Here is a 14006-nt window from a genome sequence, read left to right on the forward strand (position 1 = left end):
TTGATTAAGTGTAGTTGAAGTGTCTTATTTTTGTTGCGTAAATTTAAATTTTAAAAGGCCTAAAACGAGCGAATCACAAGCTTTTTAACATTTTTAATGGGCTTAGATACCAAACAGGTGTTTATAGTGCAGTAATTTTCAACAAAGATGGGTGGTAGCTCAGATTTTACCAGCCTTAAGTATTGGATGTCGTATAGCGATCAATAATTGTATTAATCTCTTCTTGAAGTAACGAGATTGCATTATTAATTTTGAGAATGTCTTGCTCAGAAAAGCGTTCACGATTGAGCATAAAGTGAATGGGGTTGTCATTGACTATATAAGGGTGAAGCTGAATGTTACCGCCTCGGTACGTAGAAAAGTAGTAAAGCCCTGCCATTTCATCTTCGACCAAAAACTCTACTCTTTTTAAATGCACCATGCTCATGCGCTGTTTAATGCTCTTTACAAAAGCGAACAGTGTTTTGTTTTCTGATTTTTGAAAGTGCCCATCAAATTCATCGCCGTAGAATGCACCAGGGTTTATCACAAATGACATTTTTTGGTCGAACAGAGTTTTTAAGTCGTTGATTGGTTCAACGGGGAGGTGTGTGAATAACCGCATTCTTTCACGTCTATACGGTGCTGTAAAAGCAGCGATTTTTTCTCGTTCGATGTTGAAGCTAGAAGAGGGGAGCGCGTCGACTAAGCCAATGCTGAGTTCTTTTATAGCTCTGTCGGTAGTTGGTAATCTGACAAACTCAACGCAAAAGCCTGCCTTTTGAAAGACTTTTCTACTTATATCTATTTCAAGACCAAAGGCTCTGTCTTGTTGATACATCACATAGGGCGGCCAAGTTGCACCAATGCCTACGTGCACGGTCTTGTCTTTGGCACATTGCGCAAACAAGTTATGGCTGAATAAGAATAGGAAAAAGCAAACACTCAGTCGCAATATAAGGCTCATTTATCAAAAACATGGTTATTACTTGAGTATAGACAGAAATTAAATCGTAAGGAATGGCTTGGGATGAAAACAAAAAGATAAGGTGTTTTATGTAAGTGCTTATCTTTTTGCTAAGAATATTCGGGTATTAATCGCTATAAGCTTATGGGCAGGTTGACATATCTTTTGATAATTCGCTGATGAAATTACCTGATTTATCAACATATCGATAAACCATAGTCACGCCGTAATCTTTAAATGCCTTTAAGTCTTTATTGCTGCAAAGAGGTTTAATTACGATATCTTGAAGCAGCGTTGTAAATTGATTGGGGTCTAATTGCTCGACGCTGTAATTCACCATGGTGTTGTTATAGATGATATAGTTTTTGAATGTCGCAACTGAGTCTAATCGCGTTTCTTCATCCAACATCACAGGCCCATTTTTATTCAACATTGCTGCGGTTTTTGTAAGCTCAACTGATAAACTTCTTTGGTCAACAGTTTGTATGGCGAAACCGTTAGCGCTAAATAGCAAAGTGGTAAGCAGAGCGGGTTTGAATAAATCCATTTCGTATCTTCATTATTATTAAAAAATGAATAATATACGAAAAAGGGGACTTAAATCTATGCCACAAGCTACTTTTGATAGTAAAAGCCTCAAACCTCCACTACAGGAGGTTCGAGATATATCGTTACTTTTTAAAAACGATAGCGAATTTTCGCTACAAAGTTGTCACCTGTACGATTGTCCCAGCCCTCTTTGAATAGCGAGAAGTTGCTCTGTTCTAAATCATCGATAGATTGCCCACCACGGCTGTAAACCAAATAGATGTTAGAAAGCGGAGCAATCTCATAACGGTAGCGAATTTGTAGTCGCGTCGTTGAACGAGAAAAGTCACTTACTTTTGCGTTGGCATCGTATAGGTCGCCATGGTTGTTAATGGCAAATAGGTTACCATTTTTACCCGTTACACTAACCCATTGGAAACGCACTCGAACTTCTTGCTTGTCATCGATGGTGGCATCAAAATCTAAACTGTTTTCTAATTGCTTGTAGTCATAACGAGCTAGCTGGTTGTCAATCCAATATAGGCTTTGTTTTTGTTGCACAGCCCACAAACTCCAAGACACGCGGTAGTTATCGGTGAAGTAGTAACTTGGGTGATAGTGGAAGCGGCCGCCATTGCCTTCTCGGTCATAACTTTGTAGTCCAAAAGCGACATGGTGGCGGAATTTGTTTTGGCTACCAAAGTTGTACTCAGTGAAAAACTCACGGCCTGAACCTAAATTAAAATCGCCATTGCCACGAGTTGTTCTGTCATCAAGGCCTGAAGACGTATAGTCAAAGCGCCAGAACCAAAAGGCACTGTCTTTGTATTCTTCAGTACCTGTTATTCCTATTTCAGTTCTTAGATGATCGCCGTCACTATTGTGGTCGCGCATAAAGTAACCTTCAACACGACGCTGTTTTAAGCTACTGTTTTCATCAAAATCGGTGAAGTAACGTTCGTTGTTATACCAAACACGTTGTAAATCTGAGCGTGATAAAAAGCCTAAATCATTGACTTGAAATTTTTCATCGTAAACCGTGAAGTTTAAGCGTTGTTGCCAGTTATCACTAAATTTATGAACAAAGTTCAGCCATGCACCGTAACCGTCGACTTGCTCTTTGTTTTTGTCAGAATCAACGAAACTGCCGTTTACTTGTGCGCGAATTTGCAGTGTATCAGATACATCAGTACGGTAATCGATGCTATGAACCTGTGACTCACGGCCTTGTGTGGCTTTGTCAGCATAAGTCACCAAGTAGCCAAGCTGAGAGTCATCAAAACGGTGTTGGGCACGAGCTGTGGCAAACTTGTTTGACTCTTTATCGTTAACATAGCCGTCATTTTCAAATACTGCCATCACACCAAAATCATTATTTTGGCCATTCGACGTATATTTAACAGCAGCATCAATGTCACCATAAACACCAATTCTACGAGTGTGAACTAGGCGCATACCGGCATTACCCTGAATATCGAATAAAGCTTGGTTTTCTGTAAAGAAAGGGCGGCGCTCTGCAAAGAAAGTTTCGAATGGTGAAAAGTTAACCACAAGGCCATCTGATTCGACCTGACCAAAGTCAGGGTTTAATGCCACACTCAATTGTTGGCTGGCATCTGGACGCCAGAAGATATCAACGCCGATATTGCTGTCATCGGTGTCATTAAGCATATCGTTTTGGTACGTTGCAGAAGCGAAGATATCTAATGATGAACTGGCGTGATTCGCCACTTTAATTTGACTGAATTCGCGTAAAAAGTCAGGTTGACTCGATGAGGTTGGTGCATGGCTGTAGCTTCGGTTCGACTTTACATCATGACGACGAACATAAATGCCCATTTGGCGATCATCACCGTCAATTGTCGCCATTGGCGCAACATTCCAAGGGATCAAATATTCAGCTACCCAACCAGTATCAGATTGGCTGGTTTTTCCAAACCAGGTGCCATCCCAGTCACTTTTGAAACGGTTGTTGTTTTGCCAAATACCGTCGCGCATTGAACCACCATTTCCTAGCGCAAAGCCATAAGCGGTGTTTTTACCATTATCAAAGTCGATAATAAGTTCAATGAAGTCACTTTCTAAATCACTGTCACGCGCGGTACGCATAGAGGTTTGCTCACTGAGTGCTTGCGTGACAATCACGGCAACGTGTATACCTTCTTCACTAGAGAAGTATTTTACCTGAGTTTGCTTATCAGCTTGAGCAAGAGTAAAAGGACTGGTGGTTTTGTCTAAGTTGATGACCTGAGCGTTTTGCCATTGTACTTCGTCGAGTACGCCATCGATTTGGGCGGCAAAGGTGTTTGGTAATACAAAGGCACTTGAAAGGGCGATGGCAACGGGAGAGCGCTTTAGCCATGTTTTAAGTGTATGTTTTATTTTTTTCATTTCTTTTCCCTGTTTTTGCTGGTGGCATTATATAGAGAAAAATCGAATGAAAAATGAGAAGGCCAACTTTTGCGTATATAAATTGTAAAATTATATTACTTATAGCAAATCGTTGGCCTTAGATTACTCGTTATGCACTTTAAGCAGCTGCTTGAGCTGTATTTTCTTTGCGTTGGAACAGCATATTTGCGACTGCAAAAACGACTAATGTCGGCACGATCCAGCCAGCATTGTATTGATATAAAGGTAGGTAATTTACAAATACGTTATGCAGTTGCTCTGGCATATTTCCAAGGATCTTGAGCGCATCAACGACACCGCCGGTGATAGCGGCTGCAATGGTTAAACTGTAAACCAAGCCATTGAACGGACGCTTCAAATAAAACAGACCCAATAAAATAATACTGATAGCAACAGGGTGAAGTACAACAACGAGTGGCAATGTAATAGCAATCAACAGGTCTAAGCCCAGATTAGCGACTAGTGTTGTAATGGCAACAATCGTAATAGTACTGGTTCTGTAGTTAATGCTTTTGAAGTTTTGGCTAGTAAACTCTGCGCAAGCACAGGTCAAACCTATGGCGGTAGTCAAACATGCGAGCGTTACAATCACACCCATCAGTAAAACACCTGGGGTACCATAAATCCAATTCATGTAATTTGATAGCAGCGCACCACCATTACTTTCAACAATGCCGTAATTCGCACCCACAAAAGCGATTGCAATATAAACGAAACACATCGCAACACTAGAAATCAGCACAACTTTGATCAGGTTAGGCACAACAGGCGCATTAGGGGCCGCACTTTTAAGTGCATTGATCACTAACCAGCCGAAGCCCACAGCACCTAATACGTCCATAGTCATATACCCTTCGGATAGGCCAGAGGCAATGGCGAAAGATTGGTATTGCTCTGCGGTATTTTCGAGTTGTCCGTGCGGGTATAAAAAAGCACTGATGGCGATAAATAACAGCATCAGTAATAAAACCGGCGTTAAGATTTTACCGATTCTGTCCATTAATTTGCCTGGGCTAAGCGCAAAGAAAAGCGTGGTTGCAGCCATTACTAAAGTGAAAGGTAACAAGGCCCAATCGGCGAAAAATGGTTTGGCAATAAACTCAAACGACACGCTAAATGTTCTTGGTAAAGAAAATAGCGGGCCAATTGATAGAAACAATACACCCCAAAACATTAAATGGCCTGCGCGTGGCAGTTTATTGGTTAGCGCTTCGCTACCGCCCATGTAGCCAATTGCTATAAGCGTCAGAGCAGGTAATCCCACTGCGGTGATCAAAAATCCGATAGTTGCAGGCCAGAAAAACTCACCTGAGCCTTGACCTAATTGTGGCGGAAAAATAACGTTACCCGCACCTAAGAATAATGCAAAGGTCATAAACCCAAGCGTTAATAGAGAAGACTTTGACATGAAAACCTCGTAATAACCTGTCAGTCAATTGAGCGGCGCATTCTAGGGATTATTAGGGACAATGCAAATTTAGACTGTGCGATTAAAAAATGCAGATGAGAAGGGAATCTAAACAAAGAAATAAATAAAAACGAGCAGGGAGCATAATTGAGGTTTTTTGCATAAACTATTTATGAATACCGTAAATATGATGGTTTTATTTTTTATTTGAGCGATTAGGGCGTGTTGACCTTTACAGTGTGTTTTTGCAGCAGCGAGTTGGGCATTTAGACAAGGCAGAGGCTACGTAGCATAGCTATTCTATGTAAGTCAGCCGATAACGCCGAATAAATGTCCAACTCACGCTGCTCGAAGAGTTCAACCAAAGGCTTCCACTACTTTGTCATTCGCTACTTACATAACCCATTATGCTGCGTAGCTCATTTCGCGTATTGAAAGCCTTTGATTTGAACAAAATTCATACTTCAAAGATAAACACGCCCTAGTGCTTTTACACTTTTCTACAACTTCTCACGACATTTGACGGACTCTCACAGGTAATCGCGCTAACTTAGACTCATCAAAACAAACACCTTAGGCACTTACAATGAATGCAGCGAAAACACTCATCTCACTTTCTTTAGCGACTTTATTAACCGCGTGTGCACACCACAATAACGTTCGCCCTTCAGACAGCGGTGAGCATTATGTGAAGCTCTCGGCACAAACAAAATCTGAAGCTGGCAATGAAGCATTAAAACAATCTAAGCACTTTTGTGATGAGCAAGACAAGAAAGCCTACGTACTGAATGAAAACATCACTTATGTTGGCAGCATGCCTGAAGAAGAATATTTACAGAATTTAAATATCGCAAGCGCGGTAGAAACAGCAGGCACAGTGCTTTGGGTATTAGGTGAAAATGCAGTTGATGATGTAGGCGCAGCGATGTCGATAGGGGGAGGTATCGCAGAAGATTCAATGGGCCAACCTTATGAATTGGTGATGAGCTTTACGTGCCGTTAATTTGTTTACAATATATTACATAGAAGGCTTACTCTATGCAGAGTAAGTCATTAAAATTGCGACGAATTTTTAGGAGTAGAATATAAGGGAAAAAATGAAAATTCGCGCAATTCTTCTAGCAACTTCGCTAATCTCTTCTTCAGCTTTTGCAAGCAACATTAACTTTGATTATGTTGAGGCAGGCTATGCCACTATGTCGTTTGATGACTCCAGATTTGATCCAAAAGGTGTTGGGCTAAAGTTCAGTAAGCAATTGGAAGAGAAGTTTTTAATCAAAGCCAGTTATATAGTAACAACAGACTCAGATGATAATGACGATTATGAGCTGGGTAAGTTGTTTGCAGGTTTTGGTTTTCTAACGTACTTAGAGGAAGATAAAATTATTGAAGTATCTCCCTACTTTGGAAAATTAAAAACAGAAATTGAATATTCATATAGTGGTGGTATTGATAAAAGTTCTTATGACGCAACAATATATGGTTTAGAAGCCAATTATCACTTCGCGTTTAACAAAGCCTTAAACATGCTTGTTGGTGTGGGGTATGAGCATTTGGATTTTGAGTATTTGTCAGAAAATAATGCAGTATATCAAGTACAGTTAAACTATACTTTTGCAGAGAATTTCACACTGAATTTTGCTTACAGAAATGCAAAAGATTACAAAAACACCGGTTTAAATATCCGTTATAACTTTTAATTTTAACCTGAGTTAAGATTAAATGTGTTTAAAAAGGCAACGTTAGTTGCCTTTTTTAGTGCTTCTATTATTCGGCATTTAATTTTAATACTGCAATTGCATCAGATTTCGCCCATGTTGAGACAGCATGGGTTGAGTTAATAAATTCAAGGGCGGTAGCAGATTGTAGCCCGCTTGGAGCAAGGCTTTTTGAGTGCTTTAGTGAAGCTTCGTTTATCTGAAATTCATCAATGCGATGGCTTTGCTCTGAGAAAGTTAAGATAGCGCGCTCGCTCTTTGATAACGTCACTTTGTTTATGCCTTCAATACCATGTTCGTCTTTACTTAACGCCTTTACAACTTCAAATGCTTGTTCACGGTTTTTACGAGCCAAAACAATATCGCTGTTTATAGCATCGACCGCAATGAGGTAGTGCCCGCTACCAGCAAAAGTCACAGAAATTGGCATATCAAATGGGTGCTTTAGAGTTTGATAAAAGTGAAATTTCCCAGCTTTATTACGTTTGTACATAGATACGGCTTTACCATTCATACCTGCTACCGCCAAAAATTGGCCTGTATTATTGGTTGTCACAGAAACCGCACCTGAAAGGGCTGCATCTTTGTTTGTATGAATTCGTTGAGACAGGATTGGTTTACCATCTTGATTCAAGTTAAATACACTAACACCATGGCTGACGGTTGCAGCGATAAACAATTGATTAGTATTGTGGTTAATTGCTAGCTCATAACCACCTAAGAGCCCAACCGTATCTTGTTCTGGTTTGATGGTTTCAGGTTGTTTAAATACTTGTGCAAAAGGCAGATTGTCGGACAAGGTATGTTGTAACGCTAATCCTGTTTTTTCAGAAAAGCTAAAGTGTAAAAGTGCGCTATGGTAATAACTTAACACATAAATGTTTTGGCCGCCGTTGTCGCTCACCACAGAAAGTGCGCCCTCGAGTTTTACATTGTCACTGCTTTTAATTGTTTGCCGATGTGAAAGCGAAAAGTCAGAGTTCACCTTAAATACCGAAAGCGAGTTATCATCGGCACTGGCAACAAATACCCATTTCTTATCTTTGCTTAATGCAATATCTCTGGGATTATTTAATCCATCTACACCTTGAACATCATTAGTTAAAACATAGCTTGGCGTTTGAGTAGTAATATGATCATTAGCACAGGCATCAATTGAAATGAATGATATTGCTAAGAGGAGATAGAGATAACAGCGGGTTGTTTGCAAAATTGACGACCAAAGCGTTTAAATAACTTGCAGTTATCATGTCATTTTTACTCCTTACTTAAAACAAGCATTTTCTGAGCTATCTCAATGAGCACAATATTAATACCGAATATTAATTGATCTGAGTCAATTTAGTGTTTAGTATATTTTAAAGTTTCAATAATTACTGAAACTTTAAAATCTTGGTTGAGGAGGATTTCAACTAAGGCGTGCTTGGGTCGTGTTCGGAGGGGAACATGTTAGATACATTAATGCTGTCGCGAATTCAGTTTGCGGCAAATATCAGTTTTCATATTTTATTTCCTACTATAACCATCGCGTTAGGATGGTTTCTCGTATTCTTTAAAGTCAGGTTTGAACAAACCGGCGATGCGGTTTGGATGCGAGCCTATCGTTTCTGGGTAAAAATTTTTGCACTGACTTTTGCATTGGGTGTGGTAAGTGGCATAACCATGTCGTTTCAATTCGGCACGAACTGGCCGGGTTTTATGGAAAAAGTGGGCAACATTGCAGGGCCATTACTGGGCTACGAAGTGCTAACCGCGTTTTTTTTAGAAGCAACCTTCTTAGGGATCATGCTTTTTGGCATTAATAAGGTGCCAGTACGTGTCCATACCATAGCCTGTTTTGTGGTGGCGGTTGGCACAACCTTGTCGGCATTTTGGATCTTAAGTCTTAATTCTTGGATGCAAACCCCTGTTGGTTTTGAAATGCGAGATGGCATTGCTTATCCGACCGATTGGTGGGCGATCATTTTTAACCCTTCTTTTCCTTACCGTTTTACTCACAAGCTGATTGCATCCGGCCTTACCGCGAGCTTTTTAATCGCTGGGATCAGTAGTTATCGTTTACTGCGAGGTGATGATAAAAAAGCGCCAAGGCTCACCCTTAAGGTCGCTTTAGTTGTGGCTGCAGTGTTGGCACCATTACAAGCTTATGTAGGTGATTTGCACGGCCTCAATACGTTTGAACATCAACCACAAAAAGTCGCTGCGATGGAAGGTGTGTGGGAAACAACACAAGGTGCTCCTTTATTGTTATTTGCTATTCCAGACGAAGCGCAGCGTAAAAATCATTTTGAACTGGCTGTGCCGAATTTGGCGAGTTTAATCTTAACCCATCAACTTGATGGCGAGATTAAAGGCTTAAATGAATTTAAAGGTGAGCACCCACCTGTAAAACCGGTGTTCTTTAGTTTTAGAGTCATGGTGGGGCTTGGTTTACTCATGATTGCAGTTGCTTGGTTTGCCGCATTTAAGCTTTATAAAAATAACGCTTTACCAAATTGGCTACTGCGAACTTTAGTGGCAATGAGTTTTTCTGGCTGGGTGGCAACGCTAGCTGGCTGGTATGTCACTGAAATTGGCCGTCAGCCCTTTATTGTTAGCGGTGTTTTAACTGTCGATCAAGCAGCCACCACCATTGCGCCAGCTAATGTCGGGTTTAGCTTAGCGATGTATTTAACCGTGTATGCATTTTTATTGGTCGCTTATTTACACACGGTATTTTTGATGGCGAGAAAAGCGGTGCTTATTGAAGAAATATCTCAACAAGAGCATGTAGGCAAAAAACGTTCAAGTATTGAAATTAAGGAGTCTGCGCATGTTTGAACAAGATACCTTAGCAATTATTTACGCAGCGTTAATGGCATTAGCTGTGCTGCTATATGCCATTTTGGATGGCTATGACTTGGGTGTGGGGATTTTATTGCCGACCAACAATGATCATGATGCCGATAAAATGATCGCTTCAATAGGCCCATTTTGGGATGCCAATGAAACCTGGTTAGTTTTGGCAATTGGGTTGCTACTGATTGCATTTCCGACTGCGCATAGTTTGGTGCTAAAAGCGCTGTATATTCCCTGTACTTTTATGCTGATTGGCTTGATTTTGCGTGGCGTTGCGTTTGATTTCAGAGCTAAAGCCATTGTCGACCATAAGAATGCATGGGACTTGGCCTTTAAGTTTGGGTCACTGTTGGCAGCGACATCGCAGGGCTATATGTTAGGTCGCTATGTGATGGGTTTTGATGAATCTGCTTGGTCTTATGGTTTTGCACTTTTGAGTGCTGTCGGTGTTGCTGCTGCGTATACCCTAATTGGTGCGGCTTGGTTGGTAATGAAAACCGAAGGTGAGTTGCAGCAATATGCAATTAACGTCTGCAAGCGCTGTGTATATGTCGCATTAGTGGGTATCGCCCTCGTGTCAGGCGCAAATCTATGGCTGTCGCCAGAGATTTTCTTGAAGTGGTTTAGCTGGCCGAGCATGTTGCTGCTATTACCGTTGCCGATTATCTGTTTTAGTTGTTTTGTATTAATGGCTCGAAAGCTATCGCAGCTAACAACCAAGCCAGATAATAAAGCACATCACCCGTTTATCTTGAGCGTGACTATTTTTACTCTGTCATTCTTGGGGTTAGCAATTAGCTTCTTTCCAGACATAGTGCCAAATCATCTTACTATTTGGCAGGCAGTGGCGGCGGCTGAATCATTGGCCTTTTTACTCTGGGGGGCTTTACTCGTTGTACCGACAATCTTGGCTTACACCGCTTATTCGTATCGCGTGTTTTGGGGCAAAGTCGACGACCTAAGATATTACTGATCTAACCAAAGCTCAGGTTAATTTAGATAAAAATCAGCTTTAACTTTACTAGCAAGTTTATGAATACTTTCCCAACCTCATAAACTTGCTACTTTTGAGTTGATATAGCAGACTACTAAAACAGAAAAACTAAAAATAATGCCATAGAATGTCATGCGATTTCAGATAGACGACAAAGTGTTAGATACAGTAACAGGGATAGTTAGCAGCGTTGACTCTGAACATTCTATTCGCGCAAAAACCTTGCAAGTCCTTAATTACCTTATTGAACATAAAAGCGATATTGTCAGCAAGCAGGCGGTCATAAACGCCGTTTGGGATGATGTTGTTGTCCAAGACCAAGTTCTAACACAATCTATTAAAGAGATCCGTGATTTACTGGGTGCCAATGTAATAAAAACCTATTCTCGTAAAGGTTATCAGTGGGTTGCGCCTTTATTACCTGAATCTATACAGTCAGAGCCAATTCAGTCAATTAATTCACAAGCTAGAATTAAAACTCGGCCAGTCATAGATAAAAGCAAAGTGTGGATTGGCGCGTCAATCGCCGTTTTTTTGTTGCTGATAATGGTGTTTGTGTTTTTATTTATTCGTTCAGAGCCGCCTCTAAAAGTGGCATTTTTACCTGTGAAGAATGATGTGCAAGACAGCGTTCACAATTGGGTGCCACTGCGTGGTCAAGAGCAACTCACACTTGGTCTAAGTCAATCAAGTCAATTAGCGGTCATTGACAGCGATCATGTACTTTTCGCGATAGAAAGGCTGAACGCCGAGCAGCGCAGAGCTTATCAAAGGGGGGCGCTTTATCCCATTCAAGAGAAGTTAGAAGCTGATCTAATCGTTGCCACTCGTTTGACTGGTTTCCCTGAAGATTTCCAACTGCATTATCAATTACAAACGCCATTTGGTGTGGAACAAGGTATTGAGTTCGCATCCTCTGTTGATGACGCGTTCAATCAATTAGTGAGCAAAATAGCAATTCGCTTCGATGAATATCAGCCTTCAGGTAATGGTAAAAACATCAGCCAATTTAGTAATGAGGCCTTTGCTAGAGGCGTTGCAAAATATTTAGAGCAAGATTTCGTTGCTGCAAAACCCTTGTTGCAAACTGCGTTAAGTACAGAGCCTGATTTATTGGCGGCCAAACGTTATTTGGCTGCGAGTTATGCAAACTCAGGACAAATTACAGAGGCGATAGCGCTTCTAAAAGACAGTATTAATCTTGCCCAAGCTCAAGGAAAACAAGGTAGAGAGTTATTGCGCGCATATTTAATGATTGGGTATTTGCAAATAAATTGGCCGCAACAAACTGACAGAGAAAACGAATTGCTCAGTGCTGAGCAGTATGTTGAACAAGCGAAACAATTGGCTGAGCAGCAAAACGATGAGTTATTTATTGCGTATTCTCATGAAGAGCTAGGCAAAATCAAGCGTTTGCAAGGTGAGTTTAGCGACTCTGCACGCCATCTCACTGCGGCACTGCAGTATCATAAGCAGTTTCAAGGCGATTATGGCCAAACTGCGGCGCTAATTGAACTAGCAAAGGTATCAAATGCACAACAAAATCAAGCGCTTTCAGAGCAATACTTACAACAAGCATTTGAAATCGCGACTCACTCACAAGCACCTGCAAACCAGATTTGGGTATTATTAGCTAGGGCTGATATTGCAAGGAGCCAGTTATTGCAAACTGAAGCGGAACAGTTTGCGAAAAAGGCTCAGGTTATCGCCAATCACAGCGATAACCCTATGCTGATAGCGCGGGTTGATGCTTGGTTTAATGATTCACCGGTTTACACAGTTAATTAATCTAAAAATAGAATAGTGATTAAACCAATTCCTCCCTTATGATTGATTTAACTTGTGTATATATGCCTCTAAAGCTTCTTTATGTTCAGAGGCGTCGATAAGCTTTTGGGCTTTCTCTGGGTTGCTCAAATAAATAGAGTAAATAGCATCTTGGAAAGCAGACAATTTACTTTTTGTGTCATGTACCCTATCTAAGTTTGCGATCACAAAATCAGGATAGTCATAACTAGCATTTCTTAAAATGTCATATATTGCATTTTGAGAGTTTGTCATGTTTAAACTTTCAACCCATTCTAAAGCTGATTTAGGATCTTCTCTAGCAAAATGCGTTGCGGCTTTGGAAATTGCTTCGCTCTGCTGTTGTTCGTCAAATTGTTTGATATACCAATCAGATGCATATTTTGGTTCTGACTTAATCCAATTCTTTAAAGCGAGATCGAATAAACGCGGAGATTTTTGCTCTTCATCCAACATATTGACCCAAGCTGCTGCATCTTGAGGTGCTTTATCAAACCACTGTGCAGTAACCTCTATCATACCGTTGTTGTGAAAATGCGAAACACTAAGCACATCTAATAAAGATCTAAATTCATTAGATTGATTAATACTTTTAGATAAACTTTCCATGGAAAAAGCGGTTAATTTATTTTGCTGTAATAGCTCGGAGACTTTAGTTAACGCTAGAGATTTATTTTCATTATAGAGATGATTAAGCACTGTGGTTGATAAAATATCTTTTGCTAAATGTTCATATTCAGTTTGACTAAAGTCTTCGGAAGCGTACCACTCGAGTGCCTCCTCTGGAGATGAGGCACTCCATATTGAAAAAACTGACTGAATATTTGCTAATTTTTGATGATGTTTGTCACTTATACTCATTGATATTTCGAGGGCTTTTTGAGGTTGTAATTCTGCGAGTGTTTCAAGTGTAATAGTGAGTAGACGAGACGCTGCATAGTTTGGTAGCTGATCAACTAAATCTTCTGCTTTTTGCTGCAACTGGTATTCGTCTAGCTCTGAAAGTAGTTGATAAAAAGGCGCAACCATTTTGTTTGTAATGTTTAAATCGTGAATGTTTTTATTACGACTCAAAAAGTCGTCAACCTTATCAAGTACGACTTTTTCAGTGAATAAGTTCTGATTTGTAGTGTGAAGTTTTGTTTTTTCGTATGGTTTCACGGCCTGTTCTGAAGGAGATTTTTGTGAAACAGTTCCATTTAAATCGTTTAATTTGCTAGAGTCGTTTATAGCTACCTGAGACCCTTTTAAATAAAACCCCGCACTAAATGAGACCGCGCAAGAAATAAGGCAAATCCCCCATGTTTTTGATGACATAATTATCCTTAACTTAAAACTTAGCTAATTACTTAGCTA

11 protein-coding genes are annotated in these 14006 nt (G+C 40.3%); 5 read left to right on the forward strand and 6 right to left on the reverse strand.

Annotated features, from left to right (window positions below; genetic code table 11):
- Positions 1 to 175: 175 nt before the first annotated feature.
- The 4 genes from C1E24_RS12285 to brnQ all read right to left on the reverse strand — a co-directional run bounded on the left by C1E24_RS12285 (position 176) and on the right by brnQ (position 5294).
- On the reverse strand, positions 176 to 934 hold the full coding sequence (locus C1E24_RS12285; protein ID WP_240722007.1) for a substrate-binding periplasmic protein: 759 nt from the start codon (positions 932 to 934) through the stop codon (positions 176 to 178).
- Between the two features lie 154 nt (positions 935 to 1088).
- Complete coding sequence (locus C1E24_RS12290; protein WP_138481859.1) at positions 1089 to 1493, reverse strand: hypothetical protein; 405 nt, start codon at positions 1491 to 1493, stop codon at positions 1089 to 1091.
- A gap of 131 nt (positions 1494 to 1624) precedes the next feature.
- Entirely contained in the window at positions 1625 to 3865 is a 2241-nt protein-coding gene (locus C1E24_RS12295; RefSeq protein WP_138481861.1) for a DUF5916 domain-containing protein, read from the reverse strand.
- 139 nt (positions 3866 to 4004) lie between these two features.
- Entirely contained in the window at positions 4005 to 5294 is a 1290-nt protein-coding gene (brnQ, locus tag C1E24_RS12300) for a branched-chain amino acid transport system II carrier protein (protein WP_138481863.1), read from the reverse strand.
- Positions 5295 to 5880: 586 nt separating this feature from the next.
- On the opposite strand from brnQ, the gene C1E24_RS12305 reads away from it, so the two are divergent.
- Entirely contained in the window at positions 5881 to 6297 is a 417-nt protein-coding gene (locus C1E24_RS12305) for a hypothetical protein (RefSeq protein WP_138481865.1), read from the forward strand.
- A 94-nt stretch (positions 6298 to 6391) separates the two neighbouring features.
- Positions 6392 to 6994 carry a porin gene (locus C1E24_RS12310; RefSeq protein ID WP_138481867.1) on the forward strand — a complete coding sequence of 201 codons (603 nt, stop codon included), beginning with the start codon at positions 6392 to 6394 and terminating at the stop codon, positions 6992 to 6994.
- A gap of 67 nt (positions 6995 to 7061) precedes the next feature.
- On the opposite strand, the gene C1E24_RS12315 is transcribed toward C1E24_RS12310, so the two are convergent.
- Positions 7062 to 8222 (reverse strand): lactonase family protein, encoded by a 1161-nt coding sequence (locus C1E24_RS12315; RefSeq protein WP_138481868.1) that lies wholly within the window; start codon positions 8220 to 8222, stop codon positions 7062 to 7064.
- Between the two features lie 236 nt (positions 8223 to 8458).
- Between C1E24_RS12315 and C1E24_RS12320 the strand changes: the two genes are divergently transcribed.
- The 3 genes from C1E24_RS12320 (at position 8459) to C1E24_RS12330 (ending at position 12632) form a co-directional block, all read left to right on the forward strand.
- Positions 8459 to 9832: a cytochrome ubiquinol oxidase subunit I gene (locus C1E24_RS12320; RefSeq protein WP_138481870.1), complete on the forward strand. Its 1374-nt coding sequence runs from the start codon at positions 8459 to 8461 to the stop codon at positions 9830 to 9832.
- Positions 9825 to 10823, forward strand: coding sequence for a cytochrome d ubiquinol oxidase subunit II (locus tag C1E24_RS12325; protein ID WP_138481872.1), 999 nt, complete (start codon positions 9825 to 9827; stop codon positions 10821 to 10823). Before C1E24_RS12320 ends, C1E24_RS12325 begins: the two co-directional genes overlap by 8 nt.
- Positions 10824 to 10976: 153 nt before the next feature.
- Positions 10977 to 12632, forward strand: a complete 1656-nt coding sequence (locus C1E24_RS12330; protein ID WP_138481874.1) for a winged helix-turn-helix domain-containing protein — start codon at positions 10977 to 10979, stop codon at positions 12630 to 12632.
- A gap of 36 nt (positions 12633 to 12668) precedes the next feature.
- Here C1E24_RS12330 and C1E24_RS12335 read toward each other — a convergent pair whose 3' ends face one another.
- Entirely contained in the window at positions 12669 to 13967 is a 1299-nt protein-coding gene (locus C1E24_RS12335) for a hypothetical protein (RefSeq protein ID WP_138481876.1), read from the reverse strand.
- Positions 13968 to 14006 lie beyond the last annotated feature (39 nt).

It is taken from the genome of Pseudoalteromonas phenolica (assembly GCF_005876835.1).
GTDB classification, from domain to species: domain Bacteria; phylum Pseudomonadota; class Gammaproteobacteria; order Enterobacterales; family Alteromonadaceae; genus Pseudoalteromonas; species Pseudoalteromonas phenolica_B.